Source organism: Pedobacter jejuensis (genome assembly GCF_003725795.1).
In the GTDB taxonomy this organism is placed as follows: domain Bacteria; phylum Bacteroidota; class Bacteroidia; order Sphingobacteriales; family Sphingobacteriaceae; genus Pedobacter; species Pedobacter jejuensis.
The window spans coordinates 413,774-435,248 of sequence record NZ_RBEE01000012.1; the positions used below are offsets into that span (position 1 = coordinate 413,774).

Genomic DNA, 21,475 nt, shown 5'->3' on the forward strand with positions numbered 1-21,475 from the left:
AACATTTAAAAATGAACACTGAATTAACCGGCATTATTGCCACCTTCCTGCTTACCTTAATTATAGCCATCCCTTTGGGAAAATACTTGGCAAAGGTATTCGCAGGAGAGAAAGTCTGGACAGACTTTTTAAAACCGCTCGAAAACGGAATTTACAAACTTTCAGGCATCAACGTTAAAGAACAGATGGACTGGAAACAACAATTGAAAGCCTTACTAACCATCAATGTTTTATGGCTGGTTTATGGTTTTTTTGTATTGATATTTCAAGATAAGCTGCCATTTAACCCTGATGGAAACCCAGGCATGACACCTGATTTGGCTTTTAATACCATCATTAGTTTCGTAGCCAACTGTAATCTCCAACATTATTCGGGAGAAAGCGGTGTAAGTTATTTAACACAACAATATGTGTTGATGTTTCTTCAATTTGTAAGTGCTGCAACTGGTATTGCCGCAGCGGTAGTATTGTTTAAAGCTTTTAGAGATAAAACTGCAACACAATTAGGCAACTTCTGGGAGTTTTTTGTAAAAGCAATTACCCGTTTATTATTGCCATTATCTATCATTATGGCTTTAATTTTAACGTTTAATGGTACACCAGCAAGTTACGAAGGTAAAGACCAGTTTATTTCTGTTCAGGGCGATACGGTTAATGTTTCTCGCGGACCAGCGGCACAAATGATTGCCATTAAACATTTAGGAACAAATGGTGGTGGATATTTCGGTGTTAACTCTGCGCATCCATTTGAAAACCCTAACTACTTTACCAATATGGTAGAACTTATTGCACAGGTAATTATACCGATAGCAATGGTCATTGCATTTGGTTACTTCATCAGAAGAAAAAAATTAGCCTGGACTATTTTCGGTGTAATGACGATTGGGTTGTTCCTGTTACTTATACCGATGATAAGTTCAGAACTTGGCGGTAATCCTGCCTTGGCTAAAATGGGCATTTCGCAAACAACAGGCGCAATGGAAGGCAAGGAAGTTCGTTTCGGACCAGCAGCCTCAGCTTATTGGGCAACTGTTACTACCATTATTTCTACAGGTTCTGTAAACAGCATGCATGATAGTACAATGCCAATGTCGGGCACATGGCAATTGTTAGGCATGATGATTAACGCATTTTATGGTGGTTGTGGTGTTGGATTATTGAACTATTTCATTTACCTGATTATCGCCGTATTTATTTCGGGTTTAATGGTGGGTAGAACACCAGAGTTTTTAGGCCATAAAGTAGAGGCCAGAGAGATTAAAATTGCTGCAATTATTACGTTGCTAAGTCCGTTTATGATTTTAGCAGGAACAGCAATTGCCAGTTATGTATTTACCAATTATGGTGATGCAGCCTGGGCAGTACAACCAAAAGCGTGGTTAAACAACCCTGGTTTTCATGGTTTCTCTGAGATGCTTTATGAAGTTACATCATCTAATGCAAACAACGGTTCTGGTTTTGAAGGTTTAGGAGATAACAACGTATTCTGGAACGTATTAACAGGTGTTATTATTTTCCTTGGTCGTTTCCTACCAATCATTGGTCCGGTTGCTATTGCAGGTTTATTAGGTGCTAAAAAATTCATCCCAGAATCTGCAGGAACATTAAAACCAGATACAAAAACATTCGCGTTGATGACCTTTGCTGTGATTTTAGTACTGAATGCACTTTCTTATTTCCCGGCGCTGGCTTTAGGTCCGTTGGCAGAATATTTTACACTAATTAGGTAGAATGTAAGATGGAAGATGGGTAAGGAAATGTGTTAAAACATCATCCATTTTACATCCTCCATCTTTCATCAAACATATTACATCAAACATCTTACATAAATTAAAATGAAACCCAATAATAAATTGTTCGAACCTGCTTTAGTGCAAACTGCATTAAAACAATCTTTCATCAAACTCGACCCACGGGTAATGGTTCGTAACCCAGTTATGTTTACTGTAGAAGTGGGTACGCTTGTAATGGCTTACGTTACGGTTTACTCTTTCAGCAACAGCGGACAAGGCTCTCCTTTATATAACTTTTTCATCTTCCTCGTGCTTTTGCTTACCGTTCTGTTTGCCAATTTTGCGGAGGCCATTGCCGAGGCAAGAGGAAAAGCACAAGCGGATAGCTTACGTAAAACACGTGAAGAAACACCTGCAAAAGTACTTTTAGATAATGGAACAATTGAAATCCGTTCTTCTAACCAGTTAAAAAAAGGCGATGTATTTGTTTGCGAAACAGGCGATACCATTCCTACTGACGGAGAAATTATCGAAGGTATTGCAACCATTGATGAATCTGCCATTACAGGAGAATCTGCTCCGGTAATTCGCGAATCTGGTGGCGATAAATCATCCGTTACTGGTGGTACAAAAGTATTATCAGATGAGATAAAAGTACAAGTAAGTACCGCACCTGGCGAAAGCTTCTTGGATAAAATGATTGCTTTGGTAGAGGGCGCATCACGTCAGAAAACACCAAATGAAATTGCTTTAACTATTCTATTAGCCAGCTTTACATTGGTGTTCATAATTGTTTGCGTAACCTTAAAACCTTTCGCAGATTATGCCAATACACCAATTACCATTGCAGCTTTAATTTCGCTTTTCGTATGTTTAATTCCAACCACAATTGGCGGTTTATTATCGGCCATTGGTATTGCCGGAATGGACAGAGCTTTAAGAGCCAACGTGATTACCAAATCTGGTAAAGCGGTAGAAACTGCAGGCGATATTGATGTTTTGCTTTTGGATAAAACCGGAACCATTACCATTGGTAACCGTAAAGCAACCAACTTTTATCCTACTGCAGGCGTAATTATTAAAGATTTTACGGATGCTTGTGTACTGAGTTCTTTAGCTGATGAAACTCCAGAAGGAAAATCGATTATCGAATTGGCTGCTGAACAAGGATTTAAAAATTCGGGTACACCTCAAGGTTCTACGTTTATCAAATTTACTGCCGAAACCCGTTCTAGCGGATTGGATACAGTGGATGGACGACGCATTAGAAAAGGTGCTTTTGATTCGATTAGAAACATTGTAGAAAAAGCAGGAAATATTTTCCCATCAGATATTGAAGACCACGTTAAAGCCATCGCAACAAACGGTGGAACGCCATTAGTGGTTTCTGAAAACGAAAAAGCTTTGGGTGTTATCGAATTGCAGGATATTATCAAACCAGGCATTAGCGAACGTTTTGAACGCTTACGCAAAATGGGTGTTAAAACTGTAATGGTAACTGGTGATAACCCCTTAACTGCCAAATACATTGCCGAAAAAGCTGGTGTAGATGATTTTATTGCTGAGGCAAAACCTGAGGATAAAATGAACTACATTAAAGATGAACAGGCCCTTGGTAAACTAGTTGCCATGATGGGTGATGGTACAAATGATGCTCCGGCACTTGCACAAGCCGATGTTGGTGTTGCAATGAATAGCGGAACACAAGCCGCAAAAGAGGCAGGAAATATGGTTGATTTAGATAACGACCCAACAAAATTAATCGAAATTGTAGAAATCGGTAAACAGTTATTAATTACCCGCGGAACGTTAACTACATTTTCTATTGCCAATGATGTGGCGAAATATTTTGCCATTGTACCCGCATTATTTATCGCCTCAATTCCTGCTTTGCAAAGCTTAAATATTATGGGCTTGCATTCTCCGGAAAGTGCAATTATGTCGGCCGTTATTTTCAACGCGATTATCATTCCGATTTTAATTCCATTGGCATTAAAAGGCGTGGCATACAAACCAATTGGCGCAACCGCTTTATTACGCAGAAACCTGTTTATTTATGGTATTGGCGGTGTGGTAGCACCATTTATAGGCATTAAAATAATTGATTTACTAGTTGGATTATTTGTATAAATGTGCCTTAAGCTCTGACAAATTTAATAGCAAATAGCAAAACAAATTTGTTAGAGTTTGAAGAACAAAAAAAATAAAATCATGAAAAAATACATCATACAATCGATACGCTTAACCTTAGTTTTAATCGTATTATTATGCATCATATACCCAATCAGCATTGCACTTGCAGGCAAACTATCTAAAGGAAATGGTGGAGGAGAAAAAATCACTAAAAACGGAAAAACTGTTGGCTACGAACTTTTAGGTCAGTCGTTTACCAAACCAGAATATTTCTGGGGCAGACCATCAGCCGTTGGTTATAACGCAGCAGGTTCTGCAGGTTCAAACAAAGGACCATCAAATCCGGATCACTTAAAAGATGTTCAATCGAGAATTGATACACTTCTAAAATACAACCCAGGATTAGAAAAATCTCAAATCCCGGCAGATATGGTTACTGCATCAGGAAGTGGTTTAGATCCAAATATTTCTGAAGAAGGTGCTGCCATTCAAATTGCACGAGTTGCTAAAGCTAGAAAAATCAGCGAGCAAAAGGTTAAAGAAATGGTAGCAATGAACACTTTAAAACCTTTATTTGGCTTATTCGGTCCATCATCGGTAAACGTATTGAAATTGAATTTAGCCTTAGATAATTTATAATGGCTTAACAGGTAATTGCAAGGTACGAAGGAATTAATGCATTTGATACAGCCTATTAAAGCAGGCAGGCTTTGTACCTCGCAATAACGATTCTAAAAAAAAAATTTAACAAGCTCGTCATTTCGACTGGAGTGCAACGAAGCGGAGCAATCCTTATAATCTTAATTTTCATCCAAAAAAGATTTCTCCACTTCGGTCGAAATGATAATAACAATAAAATCACAAAAACGGTGTAATCCTAATATAATAATGAAAAAACTAATCACTCTTATAACAACATTAACAGCAACCCTTACCGCTTTCGCTCAAGACGAGCCAAAAGTTAAATTTTCTGGATACTTAGAAACTTACTATGGCTACGATTTTAACAAACCTGCCGACAATAATCGTCCGGGATTTATTTATTCTCACAACCGCAGCAACGAAGTAAATTTAAATTTAGGATTTATAAAAGCAGCTTACGATAGCGGCAACATTAGAGCAAACGTAGCCGTTATGGCCGGAACTTATGCCAACGCAAATTTAGCTGCAGAACCTGGTGTTTTGAAAAACATTTTTGAGGCGAATGCAGGTGTTAAATTATCAAAATCAGAAAATTTATGGGTAGATGCCGGTATATTTTCATCGCACATCGGTTTCGAAAGTGCCATTTCTAAAGATTGTTGGGTTTTAACCAGAAACATTTCTTCAGAGAATACACCATATTACGAATCAGGAGCGAAACTAACTTACGGTACGCAAGATGGAAAATTAACTGCTACCTTACTTTATTTAAATGGATGGCAAAGAATTACCCGCCAAAATGGAAATAATAAACCAGCTGGTGGCTTGCAATTAACCTGGAAACCAACCGATAAAATTACCTTAAACTATAGCAATTACTTAGGAACTGAAGGAGCAGATTCTGTTCGTGTGAATCGTTTTTACCACAATGTTTATGCAATTTACCAGGTAACTGATAAATTTGGACTAACAGTTGGTTTTGATTATGGTACACAACAAAAATTAAAAGGCAATAGCGACAAAAACGAAGTAATTTCACCAGTGGTTATTGCACAATATAAATTTGCTGATAAATGGGCAATTGCTGGCCGATACGAATATTATGAAGATAAAAATGGTATTTTTATTTCGACAGGAACTCCTAACGGATTTAAAACAAACGGTTATTCTTTAAACTTAGATTATTCGCCAATTCAGAATGCAGTAATTCGTTTAGAGGGTAAAACTTATGATAGCAAGGATAAAATTTTTGTACGAGAAAACAATGCAGTAAATGCGAATACAACTTTAACAGCAAGTATTGCAGTAGCATTTTAGAGATGGAAAATGGATGAGGGGAGATGGAACATGGAAGGATGGATGATGGAAAATGGAAGAGGGATAATGTCGTTCAATATATTAATACATCTTGCAAATTTCCCATCATCCATCTCCCGTCTCGAACATTTTACATCTTCCATGTCGCTCATCTGCCCTCATCCATCTTACATTTTACATATTTCATTAAACCATGAAAGACGATTCGGTTAAAAAGTTTCTCGAGCTGATAAAAAAATCAAGACGAGGTAAACTCAAAATCTACATTGGGATGAGCGCCGGTGTGGGCAAAACCTATCGGATGCTGCAGGAATCGCATGCACTTTTGCGTAGTGGAATTGATGTTTGCATTGGTTATGTAGAAACTCACAAAAGAGCAGAGACCGAGGCATTGGTTGCTGGCTTGCCCTTAATCCCAAGGAAAAATATTTTCTACAGAGGTAAGGAAATTGATGAAATGGATTTGCAAGGCATTTTAAACCGGCATCCAGAAATCGTAGTTGTGGATGAGCTGGCGCACACCAACGCCGAGGGAAGTAAAAATGCCAAACGCTGGCAAGATGTTTTCGATTTATTAGAAGCCGGAATTAGTGTAATATCAGCCGTAAATATTCAGCATTTAGAAAGTATAAACGAAGAAATTGAGCACATAACCGGCATCAATGTTACCGAGAGAATTCCCGATAAAATTTTAGAAATTGCTGATGAAATCGTAAACATCGATTTAACTGCTGATGAACTGGTTACCAGACTAAAGGAGGGAAAAATATATGATAAAAGTAAAATTGAAAGGGCATTAGAAAACTTTTTTCAGGCCGATAAAATTTTACAATTAAGAGAACTCGCTTTGAAAGAAGTGGTTCATCAGGTGGAGCGAAAAATCCAAACTGAAATACCAAAATCAATCAAATTACGACCAGAAAGGTTTTTAGCCTGCATATCATCCAATGCAGAAACTGCAGGTGTAGTAATTAGAAAAACCGCTCGTCTGGCCTCTTATTATCGGTCTCCATGGGTGGTTTTATACGTACAAAGTGATGCCGAAAGTTTCGATAAGATTAAACTGGATAAACAGCGACATTTAATTAATCATTTTAAGCTGGCTACAGAGTTAGGCGCCGAAGTAATTAAAATCAAAAGCAATCAGGTTACCCAAAGTATTATTAACATGGCAACTGAAAAAGAAATAACCACCATTTGTATTGGCAAGCCACATTTAAATATTTTTCAAGTGATTATGCGAACGGCAATTTTTAACCAACTGTTGCGTAATTTAGCCAGTCAGGAAATAGATTTGGTTATACTTTCGTAAATAAAATATACCACCTAATAAACCTATTAATATCCAAGCTTAGGTTTACTAAAGTGGTAAAATTTAAGAAATAGATTTAGTTATACCAATCGTAATAAAAATATACCACCTAAGACACCTAAGAACATATAAGCTTAGGTTTACTAAGGTGTCTTAGGGGGTAAAAATAAAATGCAACCGCAAAGAACACAAAGTTTAAAGCAAGTAGCTTTACGTCTCTTTGCGAAAAACTCCGCAAACTTTGCGGTTAAAAAACAAAAACCATGAAAATAAAAACCAAGCTCCGCCTCGGATTCGGATTTCTCTTCATCATCGTTCTATCCTTCGGATTAATCGCATTGTTCTTCCTGAATGAGCTTTCAGATAAATCAAAAGTTATCCTGAAAGACAATTACAAATCGTTAAGATATATTGCTGCCATGCGAAATATCGTCGATGAGCATGCCTTTCCCCTATCGCCACAGGTAGCCCAAAGCTTTGCAAAAAACCTGAAAGATGAAGGCAATAATATCACCGAAACAGGAGAAAAGGATGCTTTTATCAAACTGGAATCCAGTTTTAATCAACTACAGAATGCCAATCTAGGCTTACAGCAAAAAAACATAAGAGATTTGCGTTCGGCACTTCAAAAGATTGAAGAACTGAATCTAAAAGCAATCTATGCAAAAAATGAACTCGCTAATGAGGCCGCAGGCAGGGCAAATTTGTACATCATGATTGCAGCAACTTTGAGTTTTATTATCCTCTTCACCTTCATCGTTAATTTCCCTGGTTTTGTGGCGAATCCTTTGGCTGAATTTAGTGCAGCAATTCGGGGTATTAGTCGCAAAAATTACAAGCAACGTTTAACTTTCGATAATAACGATGAATTTACTGAACTTGCAGATGCATTTAACGGTATGGTGGTTAAATTAAACGAATGGGAAAACAGCAATCTATCTAAATTAAAATCAGAAAAACTACGAATCGAGGCCATAATTGCCCAAATGCAAGATGCCATTATTGGTTTAAATGAAAAAGGCGAAATTTTGTTTTTAAATCATTTAGCAGCAAAGCTGATGAACCTTGACGAAGAGAAAATCGTTGGTCAGAATGCTACTGAATTGATGAAAAAGAACGAACTTTTAAAAAGAATTATCAAACCAGAAACGGACAATAAAACACTTAAAATTTACGCGGATGAAAAAGAATCGTATTTCTTGCTCGAAAATCGTGAAATCATCATCCCAAATTATGATATAACAGAAGGCAAAACCTTGTTCGAATCTTCTAAATCGGCTGGAAGTGTTTATGTATTAAAAAACATCACACAGTTTAAAGAGTTGGATGAGGCTAAAACCAACTTTATCGCAACGGTATCGCATGAGTTAAAAACACCGCTTTCATCCATAAAAATGAGTTTAAAACTCTTAAATGATGAACGTGTTGGTGAAATGAATGAAGAGCAAAGTCAGTTGTTGAGCCACATTAAAGAAGATAGTGATAGATTGTTAAAAATCACCAGCGAGCTATTGGATTTATCACAAGTAGAAACCGGGAATTTAAAACTCACCTTTGCCATCACCAAACCAGAAGATATTGTAAATTATGCAATAGATGCTGTTAAGTTTCAGGCAGACCAAAAATCAATTCACTTAGAATTAAATTGCGATAAAAATCTTCCAAATGTAAATGCTGATATTCAGAAAACTGCATGGGTTTTGGTCAATTTTCTATCCAACGCTTTACGCTACAGCTCCGAAAAATCGAAAGTTGTAATTGATGTTTTCCAAAAAGATAAATTCATTCAGTTCTCTGTGCAGGATTTCGGAAAAGGTATTGACGAAAAATATCAAAAACGATTATTCGAACGTTATTTTCAGGTACCAACCGATGGGCAAAACAAATCTGGTTCGGGTTTAGGTTTAGCCATTTCTAAAGATTTTATCGAGGCCGAAGATGGTAAAATTTGGGTAATTAGTGCAATTGGCGAAGGCAGTAAATTTTGCTTTACCTTACCTGTGGCTGGTTAAATTTTTGTTATCAATATTTTTTCGCAATGCGATACTGGTAATTTTTTTATTTTATTACGCTAACGAATTTAAGTTAACTAATATTTTAGACCATTAAGAAATTAAGAAAATACAGCAATTACTTAATCCAGTTATGTTAAGATTCACTTATAAACTTGGGTTCGATTATTAATTTCCTTCACATTATTAATAAGCTGCATTTTTAGTGTTCGTCACCCTGAATTTATTTCAGGGTCTTATTTGCAGGAAAGATGCTGAAATAAATTCAGCAAGATGTGTCGTATGAGCAATTCCTGGATAAAGTAGCAAAATATTAAGTTTAAGAATCAAACTAAGGTTATAAAGCATAAAATATTATACCTCTCCAAGTTCGGTACGACATATAAAAGCCGTCGGCATAAAGCTTTAACAAAAAGCAAACATATCGTTAATGATCTTGTTATTATCAGATATTTAATTTTTTTGATAAAGATTACCCCGCCAATTTATGAGTTCAGATTCTTTGTTTTTAAGTTCAGAGCAACTGTTAGATGTATTTAATGTAACACCTACAGCAACTGCAATTCATATTGGTGAAGATGCTTCCGTTCAAATGGCCAACGATAGTATGTTAACCATTTGGGGTAAAAATAGAAGCATAATTGGCAAACCACTCGGCGAAGCTTTACCCGAATTAAAAGGGCAACCCTTTTTAGAAATGTTTAAAAAAGTTTGGAACGAAGGACTTATAATTTCTGGAAAAGATACCGCAGCAGATTTAATTATTGATGGCGCACTTAAAACCTTTTATTTTGATTTTGAATATCGGGCTATTAAAAATGATAAAGGCAGAACACTTTGTATTCTCCATACCGCTATTGATGTTACAGAACGGGTAATTAATCAAAAACAATTAAGGGATGCCGCCGAAAAAGAAATTGCGTTAGAAAGAGAACAGGCTTTAAATGAAGAATTAGCCACTATAAATGAAGAGTTAGCTTCATCAAATGAGGAACTGAATGCAACGAATGAAGAATTGCACGAAGCAAGGGAAAACCTAAGCAACTTAAACCGTGAGCTTGAAAACAGGGTTGAAGACAGGGTTAAAGATTTATCAGATTCTGAAGAACGATTATTGCAAGCGATAGACACAGCTAATATGGGTACCTGGAGTATAAACCCCGAAACGCTTGAAATAACTATGTCTGATTTTGTAAAGAACATATTAGGCATTCCTTTACATCAAAAGCCAAATCTCGAACTAGTTATGAAAGCTATACTTCCAGAGTATCATAACATGCTTACTATAGCTTTAAGTAATGCAATTGAAAATCAAGAACCTAGTGATTCGGAATATTCGGTAAAAAATTTGCAAACTGGTGTAGTAAAATGGGTAAAAGCTACAGGTAAAGTTTTTAAAAATAAAAATGGGGTACCAAGTGAATATTCTGGCCTTTTTATGGACATTACAGAGCGTAAGCTTGATGAACTTAGGAAGAACGATTTCATAGGCATGGTTAGCCACGAACTAAAAACACCACTCACAGCCTTAAATGGTTTTGTTCAGGTATTGCAACTTAAAGCAAGAAAATCTGAAGATAACTTCGCTACAATAGCTCTTGAAAAAGCTTACAATCAGATTAAAAAAATGACTGTAATGATAAATGGTTTTTTAAACGTTTCGAGATTAGAATCTGGAAAATTACTAGTTGATAAACGCAAATTTGATTTAGGAGAACTTTTTAAGGAAGTTGTGGAGGATGCCGGAATTCTGCAAAGCTCGCATACCATTACTCTAGATATTGATAAATCGGTCGAAATTAATGCTGATAGAGATAAGATAGGGAACGTAATTTCTAACTTACTCAACAACGCAATAAAATACTCTCCGGGCGGCGGCAATATTGATGTACATTGTAGAACTTATAATGATACAGTAGAGTGCTACATAAAAGATAATGGAATAGGAATCAAACCTGAAGATATTGATAAACTTTTCGAAAGATATTATAGAGTAGAAAGCAATCACACCATTGCAGGTTTCGGTATCGGATTGTATTTAAGTGCAGAAATTGTACGAAGACATAAAGGTAAAATTTGGGTTGAAAGCGAAGTTAATAAAGGTTCTAGCTTCTATTTTAGTTTACCAATAAACTAGTTAAACAATATAAGGTTCCATTTCTTTATCAATACTTTTTCTCAATTCCATCAGCTTAATGGCATAACCATGCATGGCAATTTCCTTTTCCGTTTTTGGGGCAAATGATGGAATTGCCTTTGGTTGACCATTATCATCAACAGCTACAAAAACAATAATACAATGTGTGTTTTTAACAAAATCTGCCTGCCCCACTGGTTTCGAAAAAGCATCAACAGCAATGTGCATGCTCGTTTTACCTGTGTAGATTATCCTTGCTTCCATTTTAACTAAGTGGCCAATATGCACCGGATGGAAAAACCTAATTCCACCAACATAAACCGTAACACAATAGGTTTGGCTCCATTGTAATGCACAAGCGAAAGCAGCCTGGTCAATCCATTTCATCATCATACCACCATGTACTTTTCCACCATAATTTACATCAGATGGTTCACTTAAAAATTGAAGTTCGATGTGGTTTTTGATTTTAGCCATGTTGACAGATTTAAAGTAATTAAATTGACCGCAAAGTACACAAAGTGAAACGCAAAGAAAATTAAGTTTTGGTTTTTTCGATATCCTATCATTGTCAACTTGAAGATATAAAAAAATAGTTCAGATAGAGATTGCTTCGTGCCTCGAAATGAAGAAGCCGCCGATTAACTAATAAAAAAAGAGGGTGTTCATCTTTTTTTTAAAAATGATACACCCTCTTAATAACAAATACACTTGGTGTGCTTTGCGAAAAACTTTGCGCCTTTGCGGTTAAACCTACACTTATTTTGCCATTATGCTAATTGCATAACCACCTCCTGGTGCACAATATTGAGTCAATTTTGTTTTATTGGTTACCTCCATTTTACGAATGGTATAAGCTTTTGGATTGGTTTCGTAATGCGCATCTTTCGCATCAGCGTAAATCGTGGCAGTATATTTTTTACCTGCATCTAAAAAGCTAAAATCGATTTTTGATGTACGGGCAACTTCATCATTGGTTCTTCCAACAAACCAGTTATTTTTACCTTTCGCTTTACGGGCAAATGTGATGTAATCTCCAGGTTCAGCCTCTAAAACTTTCGTATCATCCCAATCTACAGCCACATCTTTAATAAACTGGAAAGCATCCATATATTTATTGTAGGTTTCTGGTAAATCTGCAGCCATTTGCAACGGACTATACATGGTTACATATAAAGCCAGCTGGCGAGCCAATGTGGTGTGAACGAAAGATTTGTTATCAGGATTGTAGGCACTTACTCTGGTTTCGAAAATGCCAGGCGTGTAATCCATCGGACCGCCAATTAAACGTGTGAATGGCAAGATTGTGGTATGGTCGGCATTGTTGCCGCCGAACGCCTCATATTCGGTACCACGAGCAGATTCGTTGCCAATTAAATTTGGATACGTACGAGCCAAACCTGTCGGCCGAACAGCCTCATGTGCATTTACCATTATCTTGTATTCGGCAGCTTTTTCAATGGCATATAAATAATGATTGTTTAACCACTGACCATAATGATGCTCACCACGGGGAATCATATTGCCTACGTAACCACTTTTTACGGCATCGTAGCCATTGGCTTTCATAAATTTGTAAGCGGTATCAAGATGCCTTTCATAATTACGAACCGACGAAGATGTTTCATGGTGCATAATCATTTTAATGCCTTTACTGGCCGCATAGCGATGCAATTCTTTCACATCAAAATCGGGGTATGGCGTTACAAAATCGAAAACATAATCTTTCGTTTTACCGAACCAGTCTTCCCAACCTTCATTCCAGCCTTCAACTAAAACCGCATCTAAGCCATTTTTAGCGGCAAAATCGATGTATTCTTTTACATGAGCAGTATTCGCGGCATGTTTTCCGTTAGGTTTGGTTTTCGAATAATCCGTTACACCCAATTGTACGCTGGTTAAATCGTTGTAAGCCCAGGTACTTTTTCCGGTAATCATTTCCCACCAAACGCCAACATATTTAGTTGGTTTTATCCACGAAACATCTTTAAATTTTGTAGGCTCATTTAAGTTGTAGGTTAGTTTAGAAGTTAAAATATCGCCCGCTTTATCGCTTACAATAATGGTTCTCCATGGTGATAAACAAGGCGCTTGTAAATAACCTTTATCACCTATAGCATCTGGCGTTAACCATGATTCTAAAACCATGTTTTTATCATCAAGATTTAATGACATTAAAGAGTAATTAATTAAAGCTGCCTCATGAATGTTGATGTACAATCCATCTTTACTTTTCATCATTAAAGGCGTTTGTAAACCTGTTGGCGAAAACGTTGTTTGCGATGCATTTGGCGTAACTGCAACTTTCATTTTACTACGTACCTCTGATAAGTTCGAAGTCATGGTGCTGTATTCCTGAGTATCATAATCGCCGGGCAACCAAAATGCTTTATGGTCGCCGGCCAATGCAAACTGTGTTTTTTCTTCTTTTATTACGAAGTAATCCAGGTATTTCTGTTCTGGAAATTCATATCTAAAACCCAAACCGTCATTAAACAAACGCAAACGAATAATGATAAAACGGTTGGTTTCCCTTTGTGTTAAGGTAACCGCCAATTCGTTATAGTGATTTACGATTTCCTTCACTTCTCCCCAAACCGGTTTCCAGGTTTCGTTAAAAGTATTGGTTTTGGTATCGGTTATGGAGAAGCCATTCATTAAAGATTTGCCATCTTTAAGTTCTAAACCAAGCTTGCTGCTTTTAATAACATCTTTGCCTTTGTATTTCAGGCTGTATGTTGGTACGCCACCATCTGCAAGCGCAAACTTAGCCACCAGATTAGCATCAGGAGATTTTAATTCCTGTGCGAAGGCAGTTATGCCAATAAGCAAAAAGCAAAGTGTTGTTAATAATGTAGAGCGCTTAAAGGGTTTGTAGTTTCGTTTTTTATTCACTGTATATAATTTATTTTAATGTTTGTTTTTATTGCTATTATAAATCACCACCTAAGACATCTTAGCACACCTAAGCTTAATGTTTTTTTGTTCCTTAGGTTGTTAAAATCTTTTAGTGGATGATTCAGATTTAAATATAGTTCATTTTACTTTTACCATATAAGACATTTAAGGAAATGTAAGCTTGAGTTTAATCTGTGTTCATCCTGTTCATCTGTGGCAAAACTATTCGTGGTTATTTTCACATTTGTTTTTTCCGGCCGTCATTTCGACCTTGCGGAGAAATCTTTGTACTTTATTTTAATGTTTGTTTTTATTGCTATTATATTCACCACCTAAGACATCTTAGCACACCTAAGCTTACATATTCTTTTGCGCCTTAGGTGTTCAAATCTTATTATGAATAACTGACATTCATAGTCGTTCATTTTACTTTTACCATATAAGACATGTAAGGAAATATAAGCTTAAGTTTAATCTGTGTTCATCCTGTTTATCTGTGGTAAAACTATTCGTGGTTATTTTCACCTTTGTTTTTTCCGACCGTCATTTCGACCTTGCGGAGAAATCTTTGTACTTTATTTTAATGTTTGTTTTTATTGCTACTAAAATCACCACCTAAGACATCTTAGCACACCTAAGCTTAACGTTCTTTTGTGCCTTAGGTATTCAAAATCTTATCATAGATAACTCACATTCATAGTCGTTCATTTTACTTTTACCATATAAGACATTTAAGGAAATATAAGCTTGAGTTTAATCTGTGTTCATCCTGTTTATCTGTGGTAAAACTATTCGTGGTTATTTTCATTTTTTTTCGACCGTCATTTCGACCTTGCGGAGAAATCTCTGTAATTAATTTTAATGTTTGTTTTTATTGCTACCAACATCACCACCTAAGACATCTAAGCTTACATATTCTTTTAGTGCCTTAGGTATTCAAAATCTTATTATGGATAACTCACATTCATAGTCATTCATTTTACTTTTACCATATAAGACATTTAAGGAAATATAAGCTTGAATTTAATCTGTGTTCATCCTGTTTATCTGTGGCAAAACTATTCTAATAACAATGTATCATCGTCATCATCAGTTAAGCTCAATTGAATGCTGTCGCTACCTGCAATGCCCTCAATAGAACCTCGAATGTGTGTAGCGTTCAACAATACTTTCTCTAATTGTTTTTCACGGGCTTTCCATAAACGTTCCATGGCATCGCGTTCGCGTTGAATAGATAATTTCATGCTCATAAAACCCTCACGGATGGCTTTCCATTGTTCAGAAAATTCTGCTCCGGTTAAATAATCGTACAACATGTGCATTTTGTCTCCCCTATTCTCTTGTGATTTCATGGCCGATGATAAGCGCAAAATTCCATCACGCAACACATAAGCCACTGCATTCACTTCCTCAAAAGAACATATCCAAACACCATCTCTTTGACCGAAGCAGTCCATGCCTTTAGGGTAACATTGACTCACAATTACAGCAACATCAACGCCCATACTTCGCATATCTTTCTTCAGCTTTTCAATCCAATCGCCGCCAAAATCTTTGGTACGTTTACTTTCATAGATAATTTTGCCGCATTCTTGCCCAAACTGATTACGCACCACTTGTACACAATCGGCACCACGCACACCTTTGCCAACCTCTTCAATTAAATCGAACGGAAAATTACTGCGCAACAATTCTTCTAAAATCAATTCCTGCACTTCGCCTTGCAACTGCATGCTGCCTTGCTCAGCTTTGCGTTTCATTTCTTCAGCCAGTTTTTTCTGGTCATCAAGCTGTTTTTCCAGCTCACGTAAACGCAACTGATGTTCGGTATCTTTAATGCTATTTTTTTCGGCTTCTTGTTTCCTGATTTGCTCAACCAACTCGTTACGCTGCTCTTGCATTTTACGTTGAAAGGCTAATTCCATTTCTTCCTCTTTCAATTTCAAACTTTGCTCGCGACGCAGAAACTCCAATTCCTTTTCACGGGCCAGCTTTAATTTTTCTTCATTATCCCGGGCATTTCCTTCCAGCATTTGTAATTTGGTTTCAAAATCAGACGCGATACTTTTACGCAGATTTTCCTCCAAATCAACTTTCAATTTATTTTTCTCTTCTACCAATTTGGCATCGAAAGCTTTCTGTTGAAGTTGCTTTTCCGATTCAAAAGCTTGCAGTTTTCGCTGAAATTCTTCATCTTTTTGCCTGGTAAAACTTACCATTTTCTCTCGCAGCTCTTTCTTATAATCTTCGGCCATGGCCTCTTCCATCGGAAAAACATGGGCACAGTTGGGGCATTTAATTTCAGTCGCCATAAATATTTTATCACTTCATACAAACCTGAAGGCATACAAATATATCAAAGCTTTTTAGCAATAAGTAAACGAGTTTTGCACGTTTTGCTTACAACACTTTTGAGCGAACTTCGTTTCCTGCCGTTAGAATTTTACTTACCGGGCATTTAGCCGCAATGTCTTCCAACCTTTGTTTCTGCTCATCAGTCAAATCGCCGGTGCATGTAATTTCCTCGAGAAAAATATTTTCTGCATTTTCGATACCCATGTTCACTTCCACCTCAATTTTATCAACCGCCCAACCTTTTCTATCCACATACATTCGTAACGTTATGGCCACACACGACGCCAAAGATGCCATTAGTAAACCTTTTGGGGCAAAACCTTTATCTGTACCTCCTAATTCTAAAGGCTCATCGATGATAACTTCGTGCGAGCCATTTGTTACCAAACAAGCGTAATGTTCTTTGTTAATTGTTGCTTTTACCATATATTTTTATTTTTAGAATACTAGTTAGAAAAGCTTATTCTGTCTTTTATCGGTTCCGATAGTCCTGCTTTTCGTTTCAATCTTTTTTGACAGCTGTAATGGTTATTTTGTACGCTATTGCATGAAGAAACTACAGGATAATTACATTCATTAAGTGCTTCAAAAAAGGATTTCCACTTTAATCAGGTCTACAGCAATCAGCTCATCTTACTATTAACGAAAACCCGACTAATTCCCTCATCAAATCTACTCGTTAGCCAATTTAAACTTAGCTATAATTATACATATTTACCCTTTTCATATTTCCGAAACATTACATCAGTGCATTTGTTTCTTATATAAATCTTATCATTATGAAATACAGAAAGTTAATCGGAAAATACTTTGAAAAAAAATCTAATAATACTGCCCAAGTTGCCTTAGCAATGGTTGCAGGCTTGGCAGTTGGAACAATAATTAGCATATTGTTTGCACCAGATAGAGGGGCAAATACTAGAGGAAAAATTGCAGGTGGTGCGAAAAATTTACGTTATGGTTTTCAAGATAAATATAATTTGTTAAAGGAAAAAGTATTCGGCGTGGAGGCAATTGAAGAGGATATTGTAGAACAGGAAATTCCACATTTTAAACATAAAGTTGAAAAAAAACGCAAATCTGATGTGAAAGACATCTTAGATAGCGCACATCAAAATGGTCAAACTGACGAGGAACAAGCATAATGCTTTGTTAATATTATTAAACGGTCTTACCTACAATCAGAGTATCTAATTAACAATTGTCTGATTAGATACTCTGTTAAATTATCATTTAATTGATTTAGATTATACATTTGAGCTGTAATTTCGCTCTATGGCTTTTATTCTTTCTAAATTGTTAATTTTTATACTACAGCCAATCATTTGGATTTTGATTACGCTGTTATTCGCAATTTTTGCGAAAAGACAACAAAACAGAAAGAAGCTCTTAATAGTTGCCTTTGCACTATTGTTCATTTTTTCTAATCGTTTTTTGATTGGGAAAGTTTATAACCTCTATGAAGCTAAATATCCTGAACCCGCAAAGTATGAATTTGGGGTTTTGTTGGGCGGGTTCTCAAAATCAACACAGCACAGTGATTTAGCTGTTAATGAGCGTGGAGACAGGCTTATACAAACCATCAATTTGTTCAAAAAAGGTATTATCAAAAAAATTTTAATCAGCGGTGGCTCTGGCAAGTTGATTGGATCAGAATCTATTGAAGCAGATTTAACTGCAAAATACCTGAAAAATATTGGCATTCCTGATTCAGTAATTTTAGTAGAAAATAAAAGCAAAAACACCATTGAAAACGCTAAATATACTTTTGAGCTGATAAGCAAAACTAAGCTAAATCCATCGATCCTTGTGATTACCAGTGCATGGCATATTCCGCGTTCAAAAATGATTTTTGACAAAATCTTTAATCGCAAGTTGGATTATTATCCTACTGATTATTTTGGAAAAGAAAACTATGACATTTCTGATTATTATTTACCTGATGCCGGAGCTTTTGCATACTGGCAGTTTATTTTAAAAGAATGGGTGGGTTTAATTGTTGATAGAATGAGAACGTAGTTGCTAGCTATGCAAAATGAGTTAGCTGTCATTTTAGAATACAAAATCCATTAACAAATTCTTCTGAATTCGGACTTTTTACTTTTTACTTTTTACTTTTTACTTTTTACTTTTGATTTTTGATTTTTGATTTCTACGCGTCAATAGCTTTCCAAAGCATATCTTTCAATTCCAAGATATTTTTTTCGGCCACCGATGAAATAAATATAGATGGAATTTTAGGCAAATCCTGTTTCATTTCATCCATTAATTCTTCATCCAACATATCAGATTTTGTAATGGCTAAAACATGCGGTTTTTGCATTAATTCAGGATTGTAAGATTCCAATTCCCTTTTTAATATTTCATATTCTTCTTTTATCGTTCTGCTCGTATCAGCAGGAACCATAAATAACAATACAGAGTTACGCTCGATGTGGCGTAAAAAACGATAACCTAAACCTTTCCCTTTCGATGCACCCTCAATGATTCCGGGTATATCGGCCATCACAAATGATTTTCCTCCACGATAACTTACAATTCCAAGGTTTGGAACGATTGTAGTAAAAGGATAATCAGCAATTTCTGGTTTGGCGGCTGAAACTACCGAAAGTAAAGTAGATTTTCCCGCATTTGGAAAACCAACTAAACCAACATCTGCTAATACTTTAAGTTCGAGAATATTCCAAACTTCTTTTCCTTGCTCGCCGGGCTGTGCAAAACGTGGTGTTTGCTGAACTGAGTTTTTAAAATGTGCATTACCCAAACCTCCGCGACCACCAGGTGTTAGAATTTTGGTTTCGCCATCTTTAGTAATTTCAAAAAGCACTTCGCCGGTTTCTGCATCTTTAGCAATGGTTCCAAGTGGAACCTCTAAAATTTCATCCTTACCTTGGCGCCCGAATTTATGTGAACTTCCACCTGCTAAACCATCTTCAGCAATGATGTGTTTGCGGTATTTAAGGTGTAGTAATGTCCAAATATTACTGCTGCCAACAACAATGATATGGCCACCACGACCGCCATCGCCGCCATCAGGACCGCCCATTGATGTTAAAATATCACGATGCAAATGTGCTGAACCTGCCCCGCCTTTACCAGAACGACAACAAATCTTTACATAATCTACGAAATTTGAACCTTGTGACATATTGATTGACGATTTTAGATTGACGATTTTAAATTTTGAAATCGACGATAAAATTACTGCATTTATATTCTCGATTTTTTATATGTAAAAATCGCTAAAAAACAAACATCCGCAAAAAACAACTAATGCTTTTTTTTGCGGATGCAATTATTTAAATATTGTATTAGAATTTATCAATAACCGAGCAAAGGTCATTGTAAACTGTTTCAATCTCTCCAATTCCATTTACTTTGTTCAACTTTCCTTGTTCCTCATAATAAGGCAATACATGAATAGTTTTATCAAAATACTCTGAAATACGTTTTTTCAACTTTTCAGCATCGTCATCAGGTCGGCCGCTAACTTTGTGGCGTTCTGCAATGCGTTTTGTTAATTCTTCCTGATCTACATCTAAAGCAATAACACCGGCAATTTTACTGCCTTTACGCTCTAAAAATAAATCAAGCTCAATAGCTTGAGGCACTGTACGTGGAAAACCATCAAACACAAATCCTTTTGCATCAGGATTTTTATCTACCTCTTCTTCAAGCATGGCTATCGTAATTGCATCAGGTACTAATTCGCCATCTGCCAATAACTGGCTAACTTTTTTTCCTAATTTGGTTTCTCCCTTTACATGTGCTCTAAACAAATCGCCGGTTGAAATATGTAACAATTGATATTTTGCTATCAATTTTTCGGATTGGGTACCTTTACCCGCCCCCGGAGGGCCAAAGAGAACTAAATTAAGCATCAACGTGGTTTAGGTTGTCTTCAAAAATTAAAAAAGCCTTATTCCTAGGGCTTACAAAAAATAACATGAAATCAGATAAATTGCTGCTTTTCAAGGCTGCAAATATATAATTATTAATTTACATGCCATTATTATTGGTTATTTATTTAAAAAACATAGTAGTTTAAAACCTATCTAAACTATTCTACAAAAGAATTTGAAGAATATATCCTTAAATCAAAATTTTTAGGAAATGCTATAAACAATCTAAGAGAAATTGGAACTTTCTTACAGGCAATATGATATAAAACAAAAAAAGAGGAATCAAAAATGATATCCTCTCTATGTGCACTTGTAGGGAATCAAATTGAACAAATTATACCTCTATTAACACTTTTAGAAAGGATATCTAGGAAGTTAGATTAACAAACTCAAGATTGCTTAAAGGCCATTTTTAAGGAAATCATGCAAGGTTTTGTAGATATAAAAAAATATGAGATCAGACAGAATTTAATCTGAAAATTTACTTTAAAAAATACGATACTGCGATTTTTTAAGTAGGCTGTAAGGCTTTCAATCGAACCCAATTAATCGAGTATATCAAGATATAAATAGTCTAATTTTTAAAGATGAAGATTTTTTAATTTTCTTTCCCAATCCGTTATTTGGAGAACATATATTACCAACTTTTTCGTGGAGAAATAATACGTATTTTAATTTCTTTTAGACGTCCCTGTATACTCAAACTAACTTTTATAAAGGGTGGGCTCGTGATGAGCAACGCCTTGTTGTAAAAAGCCTGGGGCAAAGCAGCTCCAGGCCTAAGTAAAGTAGAATTTTATCCTTAGTGTGCTGAAACCTTAAGGCTTATTTTCTGAGTATCAACTGTCGTGGCATTTAATCCTTTAGCCCAAACCGAATAGACAAATCCTTTTTTAAGCTCTACATCAGGCAAAGTAAATAGTACTTGTCCTGTGGCTTTGTCCTTCAAGAGTAGTGTGGCTTTTGCATTATCAGTTATGTATTTAAACGGAGTAGCTGTCTTGAAGGCCCTGTTGCATATACCAATAAATTTG

At 36.1% G+C, this 21,475-nt stretch carries 17 protein-coding genes; 10 read left to right on the forward strand and 7 right to left on the reverse strand.

Annotation, left to right across the window (positions count from 1 at the left end):
- The first annotated feature begins 11 nt into the window (after positions 1-11).
- From kdpA to D7004_RS09465, 8 genes are all read left to right on the forward strand, one after another.
- Entirely contained in the window at positions 12-1,730 is a 1,719-nt protein-coding gene (gene kdpA / locus D7004_RS09435) for a potassium-transporting ATPase subunit KdpA (RefSeq protein ID WP_123205612.1), read from the forward strand.
- 105 nt (positions 1,731-1,835) lie between these two features.
- Positions 1,836-3,863 carry a potassium-transporting ATPase subunit KdpB gene (gene kdpB, locus D7004_RS09440; protein ID WP_123205613.1) on the forward strand — a complete coding sequence of 676 codons (2,028 nt, stop codon included), beginning with the start codon at positions 1,836-1,838 and terminating at the stop codon, positions 3,861-3,863.
- Positions 3,864-3,944: 81 nt separating this feature from the next.
- A complete protein-coding gene (kdpC, locus tag D7004_RS09445; protein WP_123205614.1) occupies positions 3,945-4,505 on the forward strand; it encodes a potassium-transporting ATPase subunit KdpC in 561 nt (186 codons plus the stop codon).
- Between the two features lie 249 nt (positions 4,506-4,754).
- The gene (locus D7004_RS09450) at positions 4,755-5,825 is read left to right on the forward strand and encodes a porin (RefSeq protein ID WP_123205615.1); all 1,071 of its coding nucleotides are present in this window, start codon (positions 4,755-4,757) and stop codon (positions 5,823-5,825) included.
- 9 nt (positions 5,826-5,834) lie between these two features.
- Positions 5,835-6,038: a hypothetical protein gene (locus D7004_RS20650; RefSeq protein ID WP_167459457.1), complete on the forward strand. Its 204-nt coding sequence runs from the start codon at positions 5,835-5,837 to the stop codon at positions 6,036-6,038.
- Entirely contained in the window at positions 6,019-7,137 is a 1,119-nt protein-coding gene (locus D7004_RS09455) for a sensor protein KdpD (protein WP_123205616.1), read from the forward strand. Before D7004_RS20650 ends, D7004_RS09455 begins: the two co-directional genes overlap by 20 nt.
- 263 nt (positions 7,138-7,400) lie before the next feature.
- Positions 7,401-9,149, forward strand: coding sequence for an ATP-binding protein (locus D7004_RS09460; protein ID WP_123205617.1), 1,749 nt, complete (start codon positions 7,401-7,403; stop codon positions 9,147-9,149).
- A gap of 487 nt (positions 9,150-9,636) precedes the next feature.
- Entirely contained in the window at positions 9,637-11,286 is a 1,650-nt protein-coding gene (locus D7004_RS09465) for a PAS domain-containing sensor histidine kinase (RefSeq protein ID WP_123205618.1), read from the forward strand.
- Here the strand turns inward: D7004_RS09465 and D7004_RS09470 are convergent, their stop codons facing one another.
- From D7004_RS09470 to D7004_RS09485, 4 genes are all read right to left on the reverse strand, one after another.
- Positions 11,287-11,763 carry an acyl-CoA thioesterase gene (locus D7004_RS09470; RefSeq protein WP_208646815.1) on the reverse strand — a complete coding sequence of 159 codons (477 nt, stop codon included), beginning with the start codon at positions 11,761-11,763 and terminating at the stop codon, positions 11,287-11,289. It lies immediately after the preceding gene.
- A gap of 282 nt (positions 11,764-12,045) precedes the next feature.
- Positions 12,046-14,181, reverse strand: a complete 2,136-nt coding sequence (locus tag D7004_RS09475) for a glycoside hydrolase family 97 protein (RefSeq protein WP_244214281.1) — start codon at positions 14,179-14,181, stop codon at positions 12,046-12,048.
- A gap of 1,061 nt (positions 14,182-15,242) precedes the next feature.
- A complete protein-coding gene (locus D7004_RS09480) occupies positions 15,243-16,496 on the reverse strand; it encodes a DUF2130 domain-containing protein (protein ID WP_123205620.1) in 1,254 nt (417 codons plus the stop codon).
- Positions 16,497-16,584: 88 nt separating this feature from the next.
- Complete coding sequence (locus D7004_RS09485) at positions 16,585-16,965, reverse strand: OsmC family protein (protein ID WP_123205621.1); 381 nt, start codon at positions 16,963-16,965, stop codon at positions 16,585-16,587.
- 353 nt (positions 16,966-17,318) lie between these two features.
- Here D7004_RS09485 and D7004_RS09490 point away from each other — a divergent pair, with 353 nt between their 5' ends.
- Positions 17,319-17,684 carry a YtxH domain-containing protein gene (locus tag D7004_RS09490; protein WP_123205622.1) on the forward strand — a complete coding sequence of 122 codons (366 nt, stop codon included), beginning with the start codon at positions 17,319-17,321 and terminating at the stop codon, positions 17,682-17,684.
- Positions 17,685-17,973: 289 nt separating this feature from the next.
- Positions 17,974-18,558: a YdcF family protein gene (locus D7004_RS09495; protein ID WP_167459458.1), complete on the forward strand. Its 585-nt coding sequence runs from the start codon at positions 17,974-17,976 to the stop codon at positions 18,556-18,558.
- Positions 18,559-18,691: 133 nt separating this feature from the next.
- On the opposite strand, the gene obgE is transcribed toward D7004_RS09495, so the two are convergent.
- From obgE to D7004_RS20825, 3 genes are all read right to left on the reverse strand, one after another.
- Complete coding sequence (gene obgE, locus D7004_RS09500; RefSeq protein ID WP_123205624.1) at positions 18,692-19,687, reverse strand: GTPase ObgE; 996 nt, start codon at positions 19,685-19,687, stop codon at positions 18,692-18,694.
- Positions 19,688-19,850: 163 nt separating this feature from the next.
- Positions 19,851-20,420, reverse strand: a complete 570-nt coding sequence (locus tag D7004_RS09505) for an adenylate kinase (protein ID WP_123205625.1) — start codon at positions 20,418-20,420, stop codon at positions 19,851-19,853.
- 823 nt (positions 20,421-21,243) lie between these two features.
- The coding region (locus tag D7004_RS20825; RefSeq protein WP_208646816.1) for a hypothetical protein at positions 21,244-21,475 on the reverse strand (232 nt) is incomplete at its 5' end.